Annotated in this window: 18 protein-coding genes and 1 pseudogene; 9 read left to right on the plus strand and 10 right to left on the minus strand. The window is 68.2% G+C overall.

Features of this window, described 5'->3' with window-relative positions; translation table 11 throughout:
* Nucleotides 1-58: 58 nt before the first annotated feature.
* On the minus strand, nucleotides 59-865 hold the full coding sequence (locus tag ACXJLU_RS09795) for a helix-turn-helix domain-containing protein (RefSeq protein ID WP_457330323.1): 807 nt from the start codon (nucleotides 863-865) through the stop codon (nucleotides 59-61).
* Nucleotides 866-1,014: 149 nt separating this feature from the next.
* Between ACXJLU_RS09795 and ACXJLU_RS09800 the strand changes: the two genes are divergently transcribed.
* From ACXJLU_RS09800 to ACXJLU_RS09815, 4 genes are read left to right on the plus strand one after another with little or no spacing between them, the layout of a single operon-like run.
* Entirely contained in the window at nucleotides 1,015-2,268 is a 1,254-nt protein-coding gene (locus tag ACXJLU_RS09800) for an ABC transporter substrate-binding protein (RefSeq protein WP_457330325.1), read from the plus strand.
* Between the two features lie 2 nt (nucleotides 2,269-2,270).
* Nucleotides 2,271-3,155, plus strand: coding sequence for a carbohydrate ABC transporter permease (locus ACXJLU_RS09805; RefSeq protein ID WP_457330327.1), 885 nt, complete (start codon nucleotides 2,271-2,273; stop codon nucleotides 3,153-3,155).
* Nucleotides 3,152-4,054, plus strand: a complete 903-nt coding sequence (locus ACXJLU_RS09810; protein ID WP_457330329.1) for a carbohydrate ABC transporter permease — start codon at nucleotides 3,152-3,154, stop codon at nucleotides 4,052-4,054. Before ACXJLU_RS09805 ends, ACXJLU_RS09810 begins: the two co-directional genes overlap by 4 nt.
* Before the next feature lie 37 nt (nucleotides 4,055-4,091).
* A complete protein-coding gene (locus ACXJLU_RS09815; RefSeq protein WP_457330331.1) occupies nucleotides 4,092-5,987 on the plus strand; it encodes a glycoside hydrolase family 127 protein in 1,896 nt (631 codons plus the stop codon).
* Here ACXJLU_RS09815 and ACXJLU_RS09820 read toward each other — a convergent pair.
* A complete protein-coding gene (locus tag ACXJLU_RS09820; RefSeq protein ID WP_457330333.1) occupies nucleotides 5,984-7,153 on the minus strand; it encodes an ABC transporter substrate-binding protein in 1,170 nt (389 codons plus the stop codon). The genes ACXJLU_RS09815 and ACXJLU_RS09820 overlap by 4 nt on opposite strands.
* Nucleotides 7,154-7,371: 218 nt before the next feature.
* Between ACXJLU_RS09820 and ACXJLU_RS09825 the strand changes: the two genes are divergently transcribed.
* Nucleotides 7,372-7,545, plus strand: coding sequence for a hypothetical protein (locus ACXJLU_RS09825; protein WP_457330376.1), 174 nt, complete (start codon nucleotides 7,372-7,374; stop codon nucleotides 7,543-7,545).
* Here ACXJLU_RS09825 and ACXJLU_RS09830 read toward each other — a convergent pair.
* From ACXJLU_RS09830 to ACXJLU_RS09845, 4 genes are all read right to left on the minus strand, one after another.
* Entirely contained in the window at nucleotides 7,542-9,500 is a 1,959-nt protein-coding gene (locus ACXJLU_RS09830) for a TonB-dependent receptor plug domain-containing protein (protein WP_457330335.1), read from the minus strand. The genes ACXJLU_RS09825 and ACXJLU_RS09830 overlap by 4 nt on opposite strands.
* Nucleotides 9,501-9,620: 120 nt before the next feature.
* Nucleotides 9,621-11,003 carry a sensor histidine kinase gene (locus ACXJLU_RS09835; protein ID WP_457330337.1) on the minus strand — a complete coding sequence of 461 codons (1,383 nt, stop codon included), beginning with the start codon at nucleotides 11,001-11,003 and terminating at the stop codon, nucleotides 9,621-9,623.
* On the minus strand, nucleotides 11,000-11,665 hold the full coding sequence (locus ACXJLU_RS09840; protein ID WP_457330339.1) for a response regulator: 666 nt from the start codon (nucleotides 11,663-11,665) through the stop codon (nucleotides 11,000-11,002). The genes ACXJLU_RS09835 and ACXJLU_RS09840 overlap by 4 nt, the downstream gene beginning before the upstream one ends.
* Nucleotides 11,666-11,725: 60 nt before the next feature.
* On the minus strand, nucleotides 11,726-12,646 hold the full coding sequence (locus tag ACXJLU_RS09845) for a DUF535 family protein (protein ID WP_457330341.1): 921 nt from the start codon (nucleotides 12,644-12,646) through the stop codon (nucleotides 11,726-11,728).
* 183 nt (nucleotides 12,647-12,829) lie between these two features.
* Between ACXJLU_RS09845 and ACXJLU_RS09850 the strand changes: the two are divergent.
* Nucleotides 12,830-13,093 (plus strand): annotated as a pseudogene (locus ACXJLU_RS09850) (methyl-accepting chemotaxis protein); the annotation flags it as partial.
* Here the strand turns inward: ACXJLU_RS09850 and ACXJLU_RS09855 are convergent.
* From ACXJLU_RS09855 to ACXJLU_RS09870, 4 genes are all read right to left on the minus strand, one after another.
* Nucleotides 12,985-13,203 (minus strand): hypothetical protein, encoded by a 219-nt coding sequence (locus ACXJLU_RS09855; protein WP_457330378.1) that lies wholly within the window; start codon nucleotides 13,201-13,203, stop codon nucleotides 12,985-12,987. The pseudogene ACXJLU_RS09850 and the gene ACXJLU_RS09855 overlap by 109 nt on opposite strands.
* A gap of 154 nt (nucleotides 13,204-13,357) precedes the next feature.
* Nucleotides 13,358-15,541, minus strand: a complete 2,184-nt coding sequence (locus ACXJLU_RS09860; protein ID WP_457330343.1) for a dockerin — start codon at nucleotides 15,539-15,541, stop codon at nucleotides 13,358-13,360.
* Nucleotides 15,538-15,750, minus strand: a complete 213-nt coding sequence (locus tag ACXJLU_RS09865) for a hypothetical protein (RefSeq protein ID WP_457330344.1) — start codon at nucleotides 15,748-15,750, stop codon at nucleotides 15,538-15,540. Before ACXJLU_RS09865 ends, ACXJLU_RS09860 begins: the two co-directional genes overlap by 4 nt.
* Nucleotides 15,751-16,099: 349 nt before the next feature.
* A complete protein-coding gene (locus ACXJLU_RS09870; protein ID WP_073466085.1) occupies nucleotides 16,100-16,804 on the minus strand; it encodes a FadR/GntR family transcriptional regulator in 705 nt (234 codons plus the stop codon).
* Nucleotides 16,805-16,983: 179 nt separating this feature from the next.
* On the opposite strand from ACXJLU_RS09870, the gene ACXJLU_RS09875 reads away from it, so the two are divergent.
* The 3 genes from ACXJLU_RS09875 (at nucleotide 16,984) to ACXJLU_RS09885 (ending at nucleotide 20,552) form a co-directional block, all read left to right on the plus strand.
* A complete protein-coding gene (locus tag ACXJLU_RS09875; protein ID WP_457330346.1) occupies nucleotides 16,984-18,543 on the plus strand; it encodes a sugar ABC transporter ATP-binding protein in 1,560 nt (519 codons plus the stop codon).
* Between the two features lie 16 nt (nucleotides 18,544-18,559).
* The gene (locus tag ACXJLU_RS09880) at nucleotides 18,560-19,543 is read left to right on the plus strand and encodes an ABC transporter permease (RefSeq protein ID WP_457330348.1); all 984 of its coding nucleotides are present in this window, start codon (nucleotides 18,560-18,562) and stop codon (nucleotides 19,541-19,543) included.
* Nucleotides 19,544-19,607: 64 nt separating this feature from the next.
* Complete coding sequence (locus ACXJLU_RS09885; RefSeq protein WP_457330352.1) at nucleotides 19,608-20,552, plus strand: ABC transporter substrate-binding protein; 945 nt, start codon at nucleotides 19,608-19,610, stop codon at nucleotides 20,550-20,552.
* Nucleotides 20,553-20,560: the final 8 nt, after the last annotated feature.

Consider the following 20,560-nt stretch of genomic DNA (forward strand, 5'->3'; position numbering starts at 1 on the left):
TGCACGTCAGGGTGAGTGCGGGCGGCGTAGTTGCCCACGACAGTTCGGCGTCGTCACGTCACCCCGTATTCACATGCACCCGCAGGTGCAGCCGCCGGTACGCCTGCGGCGTCATGCCGGTCGATCGCTTGAACAGCCGCCGGAAATAGCCGGCGTCGTCGAAGCCGCAGCGCGCGGCGATGGCATCGATCGAGGTCTTGCCTTCGGCCAGCAGGGCCGTCGCCTGGCGCAGCCGCCGCAGGTGGATGGCCTCGGTCAGCGTGCAGCGGTAGATGGTGCGGAACACCCGCCCCAGGTAGTCGGCGTTGCAGCCCAGCGCCGCGGCAATCGTCGAGGTGCTCATCGGTCCGTGGAAGCCGGTGCAGATCAGCGCGTCGGCCCGCGCCGCCAGCACGGCCGCGGAGCTGTCCTGCACGCTGCCGATGGTCCCGACGGCGCGCGAGTTCGTCACCTCCCACAGCATCAGCATCAGCATCAGGCTCATCGGAATCTGGCGCTCGCCCAGCAGCTCCTGCTCGTTCAGGAAGCGCCGGAACAGGCTGGTCATCTGCTCGGGGCGCGCCACCATCGCGTGCTGCGGCACGTCGAGCATCTGCGCGGCCTGCCGCGCCGGCTTGGCGGGCAGCACGAAGTGCGCCCAGAAGAACTGCAGGTCGGGCGGGTAGGGCAGGGTACCGCCGTGCTCCTTGCCGGGCCACAGCAGCAGCGTTTCTTCGGCGCCGACCCGGAATTCGCGCCCCGCCTCCTCGATGCCCAGCGTGCCGCGCTTGACGTACAGCAGCTCGAACGAATCGATCACGCGGCGCGGATGCTCGCCCACGGCACGCGACATGAAAAGCCCGCCGTTGGTGGCCTGCAAGGCCATCGGAAGCGCAAACGAGAGGCTGCTGTCCTGCATTCGAAGGAAGTCGGATTTGTCCCGTTTTGCTCGGGCTTTGTCATCTTGTTGGCCGCATTCGTTGCTGTCAACATGGCTTTCACCGCGCACCAACACAACAAGCAGGAGACAAACCCATGCGTAGTCCCAACTGGGCGAGACAGCTCGCCGGTGGCCTGGCGGCTGTGCTGCTGGCAGGCGGCGTCCACGCCCAAGCCGGCCAGGAAATCAGCTTCTGGATCCGTGCCGCAGACGCCGGCTTCGTGGAGCCGCTGGTCAAGACCTGGAATGCCAAGCAGGCCAACAAGGTGGCGCTGACCGTCATCCCGAGCGATGACTTCGTCACCAAGTTCGGCACCGCCGTGGCGGGCGGCGCGGCACCCGACGTGGTCGCGATCGACCTGATCTTCGTGCCCGCCTTCGCGCAGGCCGGGCAGCTGAGCGACATCGGCGCCGAGGCGCGCGCCCTGCCATTCGCGAAGAGCCTGTCGCCCTCACACGTCCGCCTGGCCATGTACGGCGGCAAGCAGTACGCCGTGCCGTTCAGCGCGGAAAGCTCCTTCCTGCTCTACAACAAGGCGCTGTTCAAGCGCGCCGGCCTGGACCCCGAGAAGCCGCCGACCACGCTGGCCGAACTGGAGGCCTACGCCCGGAAGATCGCCGCGCTGGGTGGCGGTGTCAAAGGCTTCTACTTCTCCGGCGCGTGCGGCGGCTGCAACATCTTCACGATGACGCCCTACGTCTGGGCCTCGGGCGGCGACGTGTTCTCGGCTGACGGCAAGAGCGATGCGCTCGACAACCCCGCGCTGCGCAACACGCTCGCGATGTACCGCCGCCTGTGGAAGGACGGCGTGATGCCCGGCGGCGTCAAGACCGACAACGGCAGCAACTTCATCAGCCCGTTCTTCTCCGGCAAGATCGGCATGCAGGGGACGGGCGCCTTCGCGATCGGCCTGCTGAAGAAGGACCACCCCGAGATCGACTTCGGCGTGGCGCCGCTGCCCGGCGAGAAGGGCGGCAGTGCCAGCTTCGCCGGCGGAGACTCCATCGCCATCCCGGTCGGCTCCCGGCACAAGAAGGAGGCCTGGGACTTCATCACCTGGTGCCTGTCCGAGGAAGTGCAGGTCGAACAGTTCGCGAAGAACGGCAGCATCCCGGTGCGTGCCGACCTGGCCGACAACGCCTACAGCCGGCAGGACAGCCGCTTCGCGATGGCGTCGGTCGCGATGCAGTCCGGGCGCACGCCGTACTCGGTGCACTTCAACCAGCTGATCAACGACCCCAACGGCCCCTGGCTCGCGATGATCCAGGAGGCGGTGTTCGGCAAGGGCGTCGACGTGGCCATCAAGGACGCGCAGGCCAGGTTCCGGCAAGTCCTGGCCGCGCCCTGAGGATGCTGGCACTCCTCGGCCTCCGGGTTCCCCGCGGGCGCGCCGGCCTGCTCTTCATCCTGCCGTGCCTGGCGGTGACGACGCTGTTCTTCATCGTCCCGCTGCTGATGACGGCGTGGATGTCGCTGAACAACTGGCCCCTGCTCGGCCACCCGAGCTTCACCGGCCTGAAGAACTACCTGGACCTGTTCCACGATGCGTCCTTCTGGGGCAGCGTGCTCTTCACGGTGAAGTACACGCTGGTCGTCACGCCGGCGATCTTCCTGTTCGCGTTTGCACTGGCGCTGCTGGTGCACCGTGGCGTGCGCTTCGTCGGGATCTTCCGCACCGCCTATTTCCTGCCGGTGGTGATCGGCATGACCACGGCCAGCCTGCTGTGGACCTGGCTGTTCAATGACCAGGTCGGCATCTTCAGCGCCGTGCTGATGGATCTCGGCTGGATCGACGAGCCGGTGCAATGGCTCGGCGACACCTACAGCGCGCTGGCCTCCATCGTGGTGATGGTGCTGTGGAAGGCGGCCGGCTTCACGATGGTGATCCTGCTGGTGGGCATGCAGGCGATCCCGGTCGACCTGTACGAGGCGGCCAGCCTCGACGGCGCGCGCTGGTGGGCCCAGGTGCGCCACATCACCATCCCGCTGATGCGGCGCACCTTCGCGCTCGCGCTGACCATGTCCTTCATCGGGTCCTTCCTGGCCTTCGAGCAGTTCTTCGTGATGACGCGCGGCGGGCCGTTCAACAGCACGATCACCGTCGTGCACTGGATCTACCGCGCCTCGTTCACCTACTTCAAGCTGGGCTACGGCGCGGCGATGTCGGTGGTGCTGCTGCTGATGCTGCTGGTGCTCTCCGCCGTGCAGCTGTACCTGCTGAGGGACGAGCGATGATCGAACTCGCGCCGCTCTCGATGCGCCCGCACGCCGCGATCGACACGCCCGGCCACCGCCACTGGCGCCGGCTCGGCCTGCAGGCCGCGTACTACGGGCTGTGCAGCGTGCTGATGCTGATGTTCCTGTTCCCGATCCTGTGGTCGCTGCTGACGTCGTTCGAGACCGCGGCCGAAGCGTCGGCGTCGCCGCCACTGTACTGGCCCAGCCGCTTCTCGCTCGAGAACTACCGCAACCTGGCGAACTACGGCCAGGGCATCGGCCGCTACCTCGGCAACAGCGCCGGCGTGGCCTCGATGACGGTGCTGTTCACGCTGGTGCTCGCGACGCTGGGCGGCTACGGCTTCTCGCGCTTCACGTTCCCCGGGCGGCATGCCTTGTTCATGCTGATCCTGGCGACCTTGATGATCCCGTTCCAGTCCATCCTCAACCCGCTGTTCGTGCTGCTGCGGCTGCTGCACCTGCAGGACACGCAGCTCGGCCTGGCGCTGGTCTACACCACCTTCCAGCTGCCGTTCGCCGTCTTCATGATGCGCAATGCGTTCGATGCGGTCCCGAGGGACATCGAAGAGGCCGCGGTGCTCGACGGCTGCTCGCCGCTCGGCCTGCTGCTGCGGGTGATGCTGCCGCTGGTCGGGCCCGGCCTTGCGACGGTCGCGTTGTTCGCCTTCTTCGGCTCCTGGAACGAGCTGCTGGCCGCGCTGATCCTGATCTCCGATTCGCGCGCCTTCACGCTGCCGGTGATGCTGATCAACGCGCAGAGCGGCCAGCTCGGCTCCGTCAACTGGGGCTTGATGCAGGCGGGCATCGTGCTCTCCATCGTGCCGTGCGCGGCGCTGTTCCTGCTGCTGCAGCGCTACTACATCCAGGGCCTGATCGCGGGTGCGGTCAAGGCCTGATGCCATCGATCTCCACCGAGTCCACCGGGAACGCTTCATGACATTCGTCGTCGATTTCAGCCGCAGCCGCGGTGCCGTGCTGCGGCCGGTGGCGGTGGCCGCCGTCACGCTGGCGGGCCGCTTCTGGGGGCCGCGCCTGCAGCGCAACGTGGCGGTCACGCTGCCCACACAGTACGACTTGCTGGAGAGCACCGGCCGGCTGAACAACTTCCGGCGCGTGACCGGGCGGCACGACGGGCCGTATGCCGGCATCTTCTTCAACGACTCCGACGTCTACAAGTGGATCGAGGCGGCGTCGTGGGCGCAGGCCGCCGGGCCGGTGCCGGCACTGCAGGAGCGCATCGACGCGGCCATCGCGCTGATCGAGGCGGCACAGGGCGACGACGGCTACATCAACACCTGGTTCAGCCTGGAGCGCCAGCACGAGCGCTGGAGCAACCTGCGCGACCTGCACGAGATGTACTGCGGCGGCCACTTGATCCAGGCGGCGGTGGCGCATCACCGCGTCACCGGCAGCACGCGGCTGCTGACCGTGGCGCGGCGCTTCGCCGACCTGCTGTGCGAGGTGTTCGGCCCGGCCGGCGAGGGCAAGCGCGTGATGGTGGACGGCCACGAAGAGATCGAGATGGCGCTGATCGAGCTGGCCCGCGAGACCGGCGAGCCGCGCTACCTGGAGCAGGCCGAGTTCTTCATCCATGCGCGCGGGCACGGCCTGCTGCACGGTGGCCGCATGGGGCTGGACTACTTCCAGGACGACGTGCCGATCCGTGCCATGACCTGTCTGTGCGGCCACGCGGTGCGCGCGCTCTACATGGCCTGCGGCATCACCGACCTGGCGCTGGAGCGCGAGGACGCGGCGCTGCTCGACCGGCTCGGCTCGCTGTGGACCCAGCTGACGCGCCGGCGCATGTACATCTCCGGCGGCATGGGCGCGCGCTACGAGGGCGAGGCGCTGGGCAAGGATTTCGAGCTGCCGAATGCCCGCGCCTACACCGAGACCTGCGCAGCCATCGGCAGCATGATGTGGAACCACCGCATGCTGGCCGCGACCGGCGATGCGCGCCACGCCGACCTGCTGGAGTGGACCTTGTACAACGGCATGCTGCCCGGCTGGGGGCTGGACGGCAGTCACTACTTCTACGTCAACCCGCTGGAAGACGACGGCACGCACCACCGACAGGCCTGGTACGACGTGGCCTGCTGTCCGCCCAACGTGGCCCGCACCGTGGCGGGTCTGCCGGGCTGCGTGTACAGCACCAGCGCCGAGGCCATCTGGGTCAACCTTTTCATCGAAGGGACGGCACGCATTCCGCTGGGCGAACGCACGGTGCAGCTCGCGCAGCGCACGCAGTACCCGTGGGACGGCAGCGTCGCGATCGAGGTCGGCACGGCGGGCAGCTTCACGCTGCACGTCCGCGTGCCGGGCTGGTGCGACGGCGGCGCTGGCCTCGCGGTCAACGGACGCGCCGTGCTGCAGGCCGTCGAGGCTGGTGCCTATGCGGCGATCAGCCGCGACTGGCAGGCCGGCGACGTGGTGCAGCTCACGCTTCCCATGCCCGTGCAGTGCTGGCAAAGCCACCCGCGGGTGCACGAGAACGCGGGGCGCATCGCGCTGACGCGCGGTCCGCTGCTGTACTGCGTGGAGGCGCTGGACCACCCGGGTGCGGGCATCGAGGACTTGAGCGTCGACACGCAGGCCGCGTTCGAGAGCCGGTTCGAGCCGGACACGCTGGGCGGGGTGGTGATCCTGCGTGGCACGGCGCGCATCGTGCCGCGCGCTGCGGCCTGGGACGACGCGCTGTACCGGCGCGTGCCGCCGGGCAAGCCGGACGTGCCGCCCGGCGGCGACACCGTCGAAGTCGTCGCGATCCCGTACTTCGCATGGCAGAACCGGGGGGCTTCGCCGATGGCGGTGTGGTTGCCGCGGGCCTAGTGGATGTAGGTGCCGCTCAGGCTGATCAGCGTCAGGTCCACGAAGCTGGAGCCGTTGTGGCTCTTGTTCGAGAAGTGCACCCGCATCCCTCCGAGATCCACGTCGTCCATCTTCTCCAACGCGGCGATGAGGCCCGCGCGCGTCGGGTCGGATCCGGCCGAGCGCAGCGCGTTGACCACCAGCTTCGCGGCGATGAACCCTTCGAAGCTGGCGTACGACACCGGCACCTTGCTGCCGCCATCCTTCAGGGCCTGCTGGTACTCGCGTGCCAGCGGGATGGTGTTGCTCCAGGGATAGGGCACGACCTGCGACATCACGACGCCGCGGCCGAGGTCGCCCAGCGACTTGACGAATTCGTTGGAGTTCACGTTCGACAGCAGCAGGAACTGCGGCCGGCGCCCGGCGGCATTCATCTGCTTGATGAAATCGGCGCAGGCGCTGGGCGTGCAGGCCATCACCACGGCATCCGGGGCCGCCGCTGCGATCGCCTTGACCGCGGCCTCTATGTTCAGCGTCTTGCGATCGTAGTTGGCTTGTGCAATGGCCGTGAGTCCCGCCTTCTTCAGCGCCTGCTCCATGCCCGACAAGGCGTCCTTGCCGAACGGGTCGTCCTGATAGAAGACCGCGATCTTGCGCACGCCTTCGGTGGCGAGGTGGTCGATGAGCTTGGTCGCCTCCTGCTGGTAGCTGGCCCGCAGGTGGAAGACCATCGGGTTGTGCGGCGAGCGCACCGACTGCGCGCCGGAATACGGCGCGATCATCGGCACGCCTTCCTTCGACAGGATCGGGATCGCCGCCTCCAGCGACGGCGTGCTGCGGTAGCCGAACAAGGCGAAGACATGGTCCTCGGCGATCAGCTTCTGGGTGTTCTGCACCACCCGCTTGATGTCGCGACCGTCGTCGTAGGCCTTGAGTTCGATCAAGCGACCGAACAGGCCACCACGCTTGTTGACCGAATCGAAATACGCCGTGGCCCCTTGCAGGCCTTCGACGCCGACGGCCAGCCCGCTGAGTTCACCGGTCACCCCGAGCACGATCGGCGGTTTGGAGCCGCTGTTGTCCGCCGCGGCGGCAGGCAGCGACGCGACGAGCGAGACGGTGAGTGAGGCAGTGAACGAAACAAGACAGTGGAAGAGGTCCCGCATCACCGGCGATCGGAAAGTCATGGCGTGCTCGTTGTCGAAGGGCGGTTGAAGGGGTACAGCGACTGCCCGTCGAGTTTGACATTCGCTCGTGGCGGCTGCGAGGTTCTGTACCCCTGGGTCTGCCCGGATTGCGGCGATCCTGGCGCACGGTCACGACTCGACGGGAACCACTGCATGAGCCTCGACAGCCGGAGCATTCCCATCGCCGACCCCCCAAGGTTCGCTCCCGCATCGCGCAGTTGCGATCCGTGCTGCAAGTCACGAGCGGCAACCTGCTCGAGATGTTCGATTTCTTCCTTTTCGGCTTTTACGCCACGAACATCGCCACGACGTTCTTCCCGACCCAGTCGGCCCAGTCGGAATACGCGTCGCTGATGTTGACCTTCCTGACCTTCGGCGCCGCCGGGCGCTAGAACGAGTACTGGATCCCGAACGAGGTCAGCACCGGCAACTGGTAGACCTCTTCGCGTGTCCTGTAGTCGGGGCTGTAGCTGTAGCCCGAGACGTTCTTTCGGTTGTAGGCGTTGATCAGCTCGACGTAGTACGTGAAGCGGTCCGACACCTTGCGGTCGAGCCGCAGGTCCAGCCGGTGGTAGGCCGGTACGCGCAGCGAATTGATGGCGCCGTAGACCGGCTTGGCGCGCCCGTCGGGGTACGCGCCGGTGCCCACCACCGGCGTGTACGGCGAGCCGGTGTGGTAGCTCCACTTGGCGCCCCAGGTCCAGGCGTCCGACTGCTTGTACTGGCCCACCAGCGTGGCGATGACGGGCTGGTCGTAGTCGAAGCGGAAGCTTTCGCCGGTCAGGTCGTTTCGACGCCGCGCCTGCGAGACGCTGAGCGAGAAGAAGCCTGTCAGCCTCTCGCTGCCGTCCTTCTTCACCAGCAGCTCGAAACCGCTGGCCGTGCCGCTGCCGCCGTTGCGATAGTTCAGCGCCGGGTCGTCGACCGCATAGCCCTGGAAGGTCTTGCGATAGACCTCGGCACGCACCGACCAACCTGCGTCGAATGCCTGCGTCACGCCCAGCACGTGTTGCGTGCTGCGCAGGTGGGCGAGCTGGGGGTTGCCGATGTCGCGCAGCGCCTGCTCGATGGGCGGCGGCTGGTGGTGCCGGCCCGTGCCCACCGACACCAGGGTGCGTGGCAACACGTTCCACTCCAGTCCCAGGCGCGGTTCGGTGAAGGTCTGCCGCAGGTAGAAATCGCGGCTGGCACGCAAGCCACCGGTGGCCGTCCACTGCGGCGACAGCCGCCATCGGTGATGGGCGTACGCCTCGGCCTGGTTCTGGCGTGTCTTCTGCAGCGAGACCACGCGGCCGGCGGTGCTGATGTCGCAGTTGGGGTCGAACTCGGTACAGCGCGGGTCCTGGATGTCCAGCTCGAGATCGACGAGGCGGCTGTTCACCGCAGCGCCCAGCGTCGTGGCGTGCTCGGGCGTCCAGGCCAGGCGCAGCTGCTCGCGCAGGTAGGTGGTGACCACCTCGGCGTCGTAGAAGCCCGCGCTGCCGATGCGCGTGAAATCGCGGGTGGCCATCTGGCCCAGCGCGAGCTGGTGGCTGGTGGACGGGGCGAACTCGCCGTCCCAGCTGAGGGCGAAGCTGCTGTAGGACTGGCGCATGCTGCTGTTCCCCAGCAGCACCGGGTCGCGCTGTACAGCCCTGGAGCCTTCTTTCGTGGTGAAGTCGATGCGGTCGTTTGCGGTGCTGAAATCCAGCCGCAGGCGATGGCCGGGGTTCAGCTCCCACAACAGCCGGCCCTGCGAGTCGTGGTACACGGGCACGGTGAGGCTGACGCCTTCTTTCTCGTCTTCCACCGTCTTGACGGCCAGGTCGAACCAGCTGCGCCGCCCGGCCAGAAAGAACGAAACGCCGTCGCCGATGGGCCCTTCGGCCAGCACGCTGGCCCCCAGCAGGCTGAAGTCGAGCTTGCCGCCGAGGCGGTCGCTGCGCGGGTTGCGCAGCGAGATGTCGAACACCGCGCCCACCACGTCGCCGTACTCGGGGCTCCAGGCGGCGCTGGCCAGGTCGAAGCGGCGAATCAGGTCGGGGTGGAAGGTGCTGGCGAAGCCGCCCAGGTGGAACAGGTAGCCCACGGGCAGGAAGTCGACGTAGTAGGCGTTGTCCTGCGGCCGCGCACCTCGCACCGCGGGGGCGCTGCTGCTGTCGTCGGTGGTGGTCACGCCGGGCAGGGCCATCACGGCCTTCATCGGGTCGCCGCTGCTGCCGGGGATGCGCGACAGCTCCTCGCGTGTCAGCGTCTRCTTGCCGGCGGCGTTGCGCGCGCGCTGGCCCTGGATCTCGACGGGTTCCAGGTGGATGGGCTCGGCAGGTGCTTCAGCTAGCTGGGCCCAGGCAGAGGGGACGCAGGCCAAGGCGACGGCGCTGAGGGCGAGGCGGTGTGGGTGGCGCAGGAGCGGCATGAAGCACAAGAAGCAGTGACGACGGGCGAGATGCTCGCCGCAACCACCTTCGTGCTTCCTGAAGACGGGCCCCTAGGTTCGAGGGAGCTTGACGGTGAAGCTGCAGCCGTGCCCGCCGGGGCCGACCTGCAAGTCGACGTCGCCACCCAGCGAGCGCGCCGCTTCGCGCACGATGGCCAGGCCCAGGCCCGCACCGCGTTCGTCGCCGGCCTTGCCGCGCCAGAAGCGCTCGAACACCTGTTCACGCTGCGCGGCAGGAATGCCCGGGCCGTTGTCGACCACCCGCAGTTGCCAGCGCGCGGGCTGCACGTCGATGCTCACGTCCACCAGCACGCCGTGCCCGCCGTAGCGCAGCGCGTTGTCCACCAGGTTGCCCAGCATCGAGCGCAATGCACGCGGGTCGGTGGCCAGCACGGCGTTGTCGGGGCCGCTCAGCGACAGCTCGCTGCCCAGGCCGGTCGCCGCCTCGGTCATGCCGGCCAGGGTGTCGCGCGCGACGTTCATCACGTCCACCGGCTCGCGTGGCGCGAGCGCCGTGGCGTCGGCCTGGGCCAGGCGGAGCAGCTGGTGCGCCAGGTGCGAGGCACGCTCCACCGCGCCCTGCAAGTGGCGCGCGGCCTCGTGGCGCGCCGGGCCTTCGCTGGTCTGCAGCACATGGGCCTGGGTGCTGATGACGGCCAGCGGCGTGCGCAGTTCATGCGCGGCATCGTGCACGAAGGCCTTCTCGCGGGCGAAGGTGGCCGCCATGCGCTCGAACAGCCGGTTCAACGCCGTCTGCAGCGGCAGCAGCTCGCGGTAGCCCTTGGGCAGCACGATGGGGCTCATGTCGGCGGGCGCGCGCACCGCCACCTGCTCCGACAGGCTGTGCAGCGGCGCCAGTGCCGCGCGCAGTGCCAGCCACACCGGCAGCAGGATGAACGGCAGCGTCAGCGCCAGGTAGCCCAGCAGCTCGACGCCGGCCTCGCGTGCGGCCCAGCGCGTGCTCCGCGCGTCGTCGTCGAGCAAGGTCACGGTCCAGTGCTGGCCACGGGCGGTGTAGCTGCGCAGCGTGGCACCTTGATGCAGGGTTTCCGACAGGCCGTCGGGCAGGCGCAGCGGGTCGGCGTCGCCGGGCTGCGCCGCCGGCAGGCGCAGGCCACCGTCGCGGCGCGACACCAGCAGCAGGGGCCGCGGCTCGCCCTGCGGATCGTTGGCCGCGGCGTCGTCCCTCAGGTTCAGCAGGACGGCGACGCCGGCGCTGACGCTGGCGTCGGCGGGCGTGAGGTCCAGCGCCCGTGCCAGGCTCTGCGCCCTGCGCAGCAGGGTACTGTCCAGCTCGCCCGAATCGCGCTTGAGCGTCTGCCACAGGATGAAGCCGAAGAAGACGAGGAACAGCAGCACGATCACGCCCATCATGGCCACCAGCACGCGCCGCTGCAGCCGCGGTGGGCGCGCGGTGGCTGCGGCCGCGCTCAAGCGCGGTCCCCGACCAGCAGGTAGCCGATGCCGCGCACGGTTTTCACGCGCTCCGCGCCGACCTTGCGCCGCAGGTTGTGCACATGGACCTCGACGGCGTTGAAATCGAGCGGCTCGCCCAGCGGCGCCAGGGACTGCGCCAGGCGGTGCTTGGGCACCACGCTGCCACCGGCGCGCGCCAACGCAGCGAGCACGTCGAACTCGCGCAGCGAGAGGCCCGCCGGCTCGCCATCCACCGTGCAGACGCGCTGGCGCATGTCGATGGCCAGCGTGCCGATGGTCCACACCGAAGCCGCCTGCTGGGCGGCACGCCGCGTCACCGCGTGCACGCGCGCGATCAGCTCGACCACGGCGAAGGGTTTGACGATGAAGTCGTCGGCGCCTTCGTCCAGGCCGGCCAGGCGATCGCCCAGCGCGTCGCTGGCGGTGATGACGATCAGCGGCACGGCCAGGCCCTCGCGGCGCCATGCGCGCAACAGGTCGAGGCCGTGGCCGTCCGGCAAGCCCAGGTCGAGCAGGATGCAGTGGTGGCCGCCGGCCACGGCGAAGCGGTGGGCGTCGCACGCCGTGCGCAGCCATTCACTGGTGAATCCAGCGCCGCGCAGGGCTTGCTGCAGCGACGCGCCCAGGTCCACATCGTCTTCGATCAGCAGCAGGTGCATCGTGCGCGATGGTAGGGCCCGCGAGCTTGGCCGATGCTTAAGAGGTGCAGCGGCGTCGCATCAGCCGATCGTGGGGGCCGACGCAACGCTGTTGCGCTTCATGGCCGATGCGGCCTCCCGGCAGGCCTCGAAGAAGGCGAGCTTGGTGGCATTGCGGCGGCGGTGCTGGGCGCGGTGCTTGGATGCCACCTCGCTGTCCGGCCGGACCTGCGGCATTCCCGGCAGTTTCCAATGGCGCGGGCCGAGGCGGTCCGCGCCGGCCTCGGACCAGACGCTGTCGTAGTCGAGCTGGATGCGCCGCCGCCGGGCATAGCGTGACGACACGTGCGATTGCTGGGCGACGGTGACCGGCGCCGGAAGGTCCCAGCCCGCGCACACGCCTTGCAATGCACACAGCAGCAGCGACGACGGCCGCAGGCGGTGCAGTTGCGTGCCCAGTTCGCGCATCAGCGCCTCGGTCCCGCGCACCCCTTGGAAACCGGCGATGAGGGCGACGCTGCGCTCCTCGCCGGCGATGCCGGCCGCGCGGGCGCCGACGATGCTGAAGTTGGTCGACACCAGGCGCTGGCCCTGGAACAGCAGGTCGAAGCTGAGCTCGCCTTCGCGGCTTTGCGAAGCCGACTGCCGCAGCACGAGCGAGACGTCGGTGCAGGTCTCGGCCGCCAGCGGAAGCAGCAGGCACTGTCGTTGCCACAGCGCCTGGCAGGTTTCCGGCCGGAGCGTTGCGTGCAACCAGCTGAAATGGGACACGACGCAGGCTGCGCGGTCGGACACGCTCAGGCCATCGCAGAGGTACGGCCGCAAGGGCCGCAGGCTCACTTCGATCGGGTAGTACGCGCCGTGCTCCAGCTTGAGGCGATGCAAGGAAACCCGGCAGATCTGGACGCCGGCCTTGCGCAGCGCAAAGCGCCAGAAGAACTTGACAGCCCGCCTGTACGTCGCCCACCTCCCGCCTGCGCCGTCGTCCGTGCTGCGGAACAAGACGTGCCAATCCACTCGGGCTTGCGCCGCTGCTGCAAACATCCTCTGGTCTCCTCCCGCCCCGCGAATCGCCATTCGGCGACTGAATTTGTACAAAACTTTACCATCAGGAAATGTTGCGGAAGCCTTGTTTTCTTTGGGCTTCCTTGGTTTTGCTGCGTCTCACGTGTCGTTTTTCGCCGTGAGCAGGCCTCGGCACTCGAACAGGCGGCCGCTTCGATGGAAGAGCTCGGCTCCACCGTCAGCCTGGCCGGCCGTTCGGCCGAGGCGGCCAAGGAGATCAAGAGCCTGATCAACGCCAGCGTCGAGCGCGTCGAGCAAGGCACGACGCTCGTCGGTCAGGCCGGCGTCACGATGACCGAGGTGGTCAGCTCCATCAAGCGGGTGACCGACATCGTCAGCGAGATCAGCGCCGCCAGCAGCGAGCAGAGCGTGGGCGTTTCGCGGTGCAGGCCGTGGCCGTCTTCAAGCTGCCGGCCGGCGGCGCGGAACATCGGGCAAGCCCCGGCCAGGACGACGTCGCGCGCAACCCCACCGAGCGCCGCGGGCCGGCGCATGCGACGAACGTCGCTAGCCCCGACGTCGGCAAGACGAAGTCGGAGCCGAAGAGTCCCGCGGTGGGACACCCCGTCGGGCCGGCCGCCGCGGTGACGGTGGCGCGCACCGGCACCGACGACTGGGCCAGCTTCTGACCAGCGGAGCGGACCGGGCTCAGTTGCTGTACAGAAAGCCCCGGCCGGTGCCGCTGAGGTAGATCCGGCCATGGACCTTCTGGTCGGCCGCCATCGCGCCGATGCCGCCGAACTGGTGCGCGTCGTCGTTGAAGCGCGACCAGGTGGCGCCGCCGTCGTCGGAGCGGTAGACGCCCCACACGCCGTTGACCACGCCCACCACGTAGACCGCAGCCGAGTACGCAGCGCCGGCCTTGGCCTTGCCCAGCGCCACCGCGGTGGCGCCCTGCACGTCGGGCCACGCGTTGCTGCCCGTGATCGACGCAAACTGGCTCAGCTTCGTCCAGGTCGATCCTGAATCCACCGAGTGGTACACGGCGTTGCCGTCGGCCAGCCAGAGGTCGCCCTCGGTGTTGGGGTTGACCACGAGCGAGGTGTTCGCGAAGTAGTTGGGGGCCAGGCCAGCGGTCACCGAGCTCTGGCTCAGCGTGAACGTGTGGCCGCCATTCGTCGACACGTAGACCTTGCCCGGCGTGCCCCACCAATTGGCGCCTGAATCGTAGGCATAGACCTTGTTCGGGTTCTTGCGATCTGCGGCCAGATGGTAGGCGCGGGGGTAGATGTCGGAGACCGGCGGCAGATTGGTCGGGACCCAGGTGGCGCCGTTGTCCGTGGTGTAGGACGGCACCGAGTACGCGGGCGCCCAGACCGCCTTGTTGCGCGCGGTGACGGCGATGCTTGCTTCGCCGTTCGTGTTGGCCGCGGCACCGGGAGCGAGGGTGGCGAACGGCGTCCAGGTCTTGCCACCGTCGCCGGACCAGACGCCGAAGGCGGTACCGGTGCCGAGGACGACGCCCATGCTGGCGATGTAGAGCGGGTCGGACCACGCCATGTCGGCGGCGAAGCCGTTGCTCCAACTGGTGCCCGGCGTCAGGGTCGGCTTCGTCGCGAGATCCGCGTGCACCCAGGGGCCGACGTCGCCCGAACTGTTGATCACGGTGTACGTTGCCTCGGCCGGCGGCGTGGCGAGGCTCAGGACGGCAGTCTCCTCCATCCCCTCGACGACCTCGTTCCAGCTCGGCGTTGACGAGGAAGCGTTGCGGGTTTCCCAGGCGCCGCCGCCATGGACGTGCAGAACGCGGTCGGGGTTGAGCGGATCGATCTCGACGTCATCGGGCCATCCCCAGAAGGCGCCGTCGGCCGGCGTACGCGGCATGGTCGCCGCGATCTCGCGCCAGGTCTTGCCGGCGTCGGCGGACCACTGAATGACCTGCTGGCCGCTGTAGTTGCCCCAGGAGTTGGTCACACCCAGTGCAATGCGGGTGCTCGCGCCGGTGCCGGAGACGGACAGGCCGCCAAGGCCCAGGCCCGTCCCTGTTCCGCCGTTGTTGGGGTCCTTCAGCAAGGTCCAGTTGGTGCCGTCGAACTTGTAGAGCTGGGCGGGACCCGCGGCGCCCGGCCCTGGATCCTTGGTGAAGACAACATAGAACATGCCGTCCGCAGCGCGCACCATGTGCGGAATGTGGTAGCCGGAGATCGGGGTCGACACCGCGGTCCACGAAGCGCCGCCGTTGCTGGACTTGTAGAGATTCGAGCCCAGGCCCGCCGTGCTGACGTAGTCCGGGGCGATGGCCGCGTAGATCGTCTGCGTGGCCGAACCGCTGCCCTTGGTGCCGGTGTCGAGCACCACCAGTTCGACGCCCATCGCGCTGCCGACGCTCAGGGTATTGACCTGATCCTGGGTCAACCTGGCGCTCGACAGCGACGCGACCTGGGCCCAGGTGAGGCCCGAGTCCGTGCTCTTCCACAGGCCGGCCGTGCGCGTGCCGTAGAACAGCGTCGAAGGCTTGTTGGGGTCGACCGTCAGGCGTTCGCCGATGGCCCGGCCGGGGCTGTTGCCCGCCAGGGGAAAGGGCAGGTCGACGTGAGTCCAGTGGTCACCGCGGTCGCTGGAGATGTACAGGCGGCCGTTGCCCCCGAACGTGTACATGCCGGCGGCCAGGTAGACGAGCTTGTCGTTGTTCGGATCGACGGCGATGCTTTCGATGCCGTGGAACCGTTCCTCGCCTCCGCCGAAGCCCAGGCCGTCGGTGATGGGCGTCCAGGACGACGCGCCCTGGTTCCAGCGGTAGGCGCCACCGACGTCGGTGCGCGCGTACAGCAGGTTGGCGGTGCCCGGATGGAAGACGAGGCCGGTGACGTAGCCGCCACCGCCGAACTTCACGCTCTTCCAGGAGGTGGCCTGGGCTGGTGCCGGCGCAGGCGCAGGCGCAGGCGCAGGCGCAGGCGCAGGCGCAGGCGCAGGCGCAGGTGCAGGTGCAGGTGCAGGTGCAGGTGCAGGCGCAGGCGCAGGTGCAGGTGCAGGTGCAGGTGCAGGTGCAGGTGCAGGCGAGGGTGCCGACCCAACCGGTGCGGCCGCGGTGTCCGAGTCATGGCCTCCGCAGGCAGACAGCACCATGGCGCACAGCAGTGTGCTTGTCGCAGTGGCACGGTTGGGGCGTTTGGGGCGTTGGCTCGGCATGCTCATCGTGAAGATCCTGTTGCGTCAAAGTCAGTGCGGCACGCGCATGTCAGTCGACATGCGGCACCCTCGATTTCGGCGCCAGTGTCTGGGTCGCGATGTCAGGAAAACTGACGAAACTTGCGGAGTCGACGGAAGCCGCGCGGGGCGTTGGCGCAGCGAGACGCCATGCAACAGGATGCAAATCAACGTGAATCGGAAGACGCCGAATCGGGTCCGCAAGTGCCGCAAATTGCGCCAGAGCGACGAAATTCGGCGGCCTCAAGCTCCGCCGTCAGCACCGACCCAGCGTTCCTCTGACAGCTTGAGGTGCATGTGCATCGCGGACTGCGCCGCCAGGGGGTCGCGCGCTTCGATGGCGCGAAGAATGGCCTCGTGCTCCTTCAGCGCAAGGTTCCACGTACGGGCGTTCTCGTAGCGTGAGCTGATCTTGGCCGAGATGGGGCTGTGACGTTCGTCGAACAGCTCCGCCACGATCCGCACCATCACCGAGTTGCCGCTCATCTCGGCGATGGTCAGGTGGAACTGCCGGTCCTGGTCGATCGGCGTGCGGCGTTTGGCGACCTCGCTGCGCATGCCCTTGACGATCTCGCGCAGGCGCAGCAGCGCCGGCTCGGTCCCGTGCACGCACGCGAGCATGATCACCGAACCTTCGAACGCCGCGCGCGCCTGCATGAGCTCGCTCGGGCTCTCGCCGAGCGCGGCCGTCGTCTCGGGCGCACGTTCCGCCCGGGGGCACACATACACGCCGGATCCGCTGCGGATCTCAACGCTGCCTTCGACGTCGAGCGCGATCAGGGCTTCGCGCAGCGAGGGCCGCGACACACCCAGTTGCTGCGCCAGGTCGCGCTCCGGCGGCAGCCGTGTGCCGGTGTCGAAACCGCCTTGCTGGATGAGCTCGCGGATCTGGTCGGCGATCTGCTGGTAGAGCCGGCGGGGCTCCACCTGCTTCAACTGGAGGGTCATGGCGGGTCCGGGAAATTGGCCTGACCATGATAGCGACATCGTTTGCCTGATGCCGCCTCCGACGCAGTAACGCACTGGCACGTTCAGGGAATGTCCCAGGTTCCCCGCAGAGTTTTGGTCAGGCCAAATCAAACATTGTTGGTAAGGTGGTTTGACCAAAACTCGACAGGAGACACGACTTGCAGCTTCACGCAGCGTCAGACGGCACGGTGGACTCGCCGCGCCGCGCAGCGCCCGAACCCTTGCTGAGCCTGCACGGCATCGGCAAGCGTTTCCTCGCGGTGACCGCGCTGCACGGCGTGAGCTTCGAGCTGCGCCGCGGCGAAGTTCATGCCGTGTGCGGCGAGAACGGCGCGGGCAAGTCGACGCTGATGAAGATCGTCAGCGGACAGCTGCAGCCCGACGAGGGACACATCGCGTTCAAGGGCACGCGGACCCGCTTTGCGTCGACGCGCGAGGCCGAGGCCGCCGGCATCGCGATGATCCACCAGGAGCTCAACCTCGTGCCCCACCTGTCGGTGGCCGAGAACATCTTCCTGGCCCGCGAGCCGCGCCGCGGCTGGTGGATCGACCGGGCGAAACTGCAGGCCGGCGCGACGGCCTGCCTGCAGCGGCTGGGCGTGGACATCGCCCCGGCTCAGCTGGTGCACACGCTGTCGGTGGCGCAGCGACAGATGGTCGAGATCGCCAAGGCGCTGTCGCTGAATGCGGAAGTCCTCATCATGGACGAGCCCACCTCGTCGCTCACCGAGACGGAAACCGCGCAACTCTTCAAGGTCATCCACGAGCTCAAGCGCGCCGGTGTCGGCGTGGTCTACATCTCGCATCGGCTCGACGAGATGGCGCACATCGTCGACCGCGTGACGGTGCTGCGCGACGGCCGCCACGTGAGCACCGATGACTTCGCCGCGACGACGGTCGACAGCATCGTCGAGCGAATGGTCGGCCGTCCGCTGGAAGACAAGTTTCCGCCCGCCACGCGAGTGCCGACGACCACGCTGCTGATGTCGGTACGCGGCCTGGCGCGCAAGCAGGTGTTCGAAGGCATCGGCTTCGAGCTGCGGCGCGGCGAAATCCTCGGCTTTGCGGGGCTCCTGGGGGCAGGGCGCACCGAGGCCGCGCGAGCGGTCTTCGGCGCCGACCTGCCGGACGCCGGCACCGTGCAGCTGGGCGACCAGGTGCTGCGCATCCGGTCGCCGCGGGACGCGATCCGCCACGGCATTGCCTACCTGTCGGAAGACCGCAAGCACGACGGCCTCGCGATCGACATGCCGCTGGTGCACAACGTCAGCATGGCCAACATGGCGGCGGTGTCGGGTCGTGCGGGCTTCATCCGCTTCAGGGACGAAGAGGCGTCCGCCCGGCGCTTCGTCGACTCGCTGGCCATCCGCACGCCGTCCGCGCGCCAGCTGGTGCGGCTGCTGTCGGGCGGCAACCAGCAGAAGGTCGTGATCGCCAAATGGCTGTTCCGCGACTCGCGCGTGCTGTTCTTCGACGAGCCGACGCGCGGCATCGACGTGGGCGCGAAGTACGCCATCTACCAGCTGCTCGACGAACTCGCCGCGCAGGGCATCGGCGTGGTGCTCATCAGCTCGGAGTTGCCCGAAATCCTGGGCATGACCGATCGCGTGGCGGTGTTCCATGCCGGGCGCATCACCGGCACGCTCGACACGCGCAAGACCTCACAAGAAGAAATCATGCATTTCGCGTCGGGCCGGCCGGCACGCGCGGCCGCATGACCAGGCCAGGCACCCCATGACCGACAAGCAGAAAGACCTGTTCCAGAAGTTCGCGGCGCTCGCGAGCCTGATCGCGCTCACCGCGGTGTTCTCGTTCGTGAGCGATTCGTTCTTCTCCGTCGGCAACGGCATGACGGTCGCGCTGCAGGTGACCTCGATCGCCTACCTCGGCATCGGCGCGACCTGCGTGATCATCACCGGCGGGATCGACCTGTCGGTGGGCGCCATCCTCGCGCTGGCGGGCGTCGTCGCCGCGCTGGCGGTGAAGGCGGGCGTGCCGGTGCCGCTGGGCATGCTCTGCGGGCTGGCGGTGGGGGCCTTGTGCGGGCTCGTCAACGGCCTGTGCGTGACCTTGCTCAGGCTGCCGCCGTTCATCGCGACGCTGGGCATGATGATGGTCGCGCGCGGCGTGGCGCTGCAGATCACCGATGCCAAGGCCATCGGCGGGCTCGGGGAGGGCTTCGCGGCACTCGGCAACGGCTCGCTGGGCCGCATCGTCAACATCGGCGCCGATGGCTTCCCGGACGTCGTGTTCCCGGGCATTCCCTACCCGGTGCTGCTGATGATCGCGCTGGCCGTCGCGGTGGCGGTGCTGCTCAACCGCACCACGCTCGGCCGCTTCATCTATGCCATCGGTTCGAACACCGAGGCGGCGCGCCTGTCGGGCGTGGACGTGCGCGGCGTCACCGTCTTCGCTTACGTGCTGTCGGGAACGCTCGCGGGGCTGACGGGCTGCGTGCTGATGTCGCGCCTGGTCACCGCCCAGCCGAGCGAAGGCCTGATGTACGAGCTCGACGCGATCGCCGCCGCGGTGATCGGCGGCACCTCGCTGTCGGGCGGCGTCGGAACGATATCGGGCACCGTCATCGGCGCCTTCGTGATCGGCATCCTGCGCAACGGCCTGAACATGGGCGGCGTGTCCGCCTTCACGCAGCAAATCATCATCGGTCTGGTCATCCTGCTCACCGTGTGGATCGACCAGATGCGTCATCGCAGATGACACCTCACCGGCAGGACCGCCCGGGAATCGGAGAGAGACAAGCTCGTTCATCAAGAGGACTGACATGAAGAAAATCCTGACCACCGTGTTCGCATCCACGTTCCTGTTCGCCGCCTCGGCGGCATCGTCTGCCGACAAGGAGATCGCAGTCATCGTGAAGACCGCGAACTCCGATTTCTGGCAGAACGTGAAGAAGGGATCGACCGCCGCCGCCGGCGAGCTCAAGGGCTACACCGCCAGCTTCCAGGGCGCGGCGTCGGACACCGATCTCGCCGGCCAGGTCGCGCTGGTCGAGAACGCCGTGAACCGCAAGGTCGCGGCCATCGTGCTCGCGCCGTCCGATCCCGATGCGCTGATTCCCGCGATGAAGAAGGCCTGGGAGGCCAAGATCCCGGTGATCCTGATCGACTCCGCGGCCAGCGACGCGGGCAAGGACTACTACCAGTCCTTCCTCGCCACCGACAACAAGAAGGCGGGCGAGCTGTGCGCGCAGGCCCTGATCGACAAGGTCGGCACGACGGGCAAGATCGCGATCATGTCGTACACGGCAGGTTCCGGCTCCGAGATCGGCCGCGTCGGGGGCTTCCGCAAGTACATCGAGACCCACTCGAAGCTGCAGGTCGTGGGCCCGTTCTATTCGAACTCGCAGATGGGAACGGCGCTGAACCAGACCACCGACGTGCTCGCGGCGAACGCCGACCTGAAGGGCCTCTTCGGCGCCAACGAGCCGACCGCGATCGGCATGGGCCGCGCGCTCGTGCAGTCGGGCAAGGCAGGCAAGGTGGTGGCCATCGGCTTCGACGGCAACGGCGACCTGCAGGGCTTCATCAAGGACGGCACGCTCGAAGCCATCGCCGTGCAAAGCGCCTACCAGATGGGCCACCTGGGCGTGAAGACCGCGGTGGAAGCGAGCCAGGGCAAGACCGTGCCGAAGTTCCGCGACACCGGCGTGGTGATGGTGACCAAGAAGAACATCGAGTCCACCGAAGCGAAGAACGTCCTGTACTGAGCGACTCG

The sequence above is a fragment of the Rhizobacter sp. P5_C2 genome (assembly GCF_054049715.1).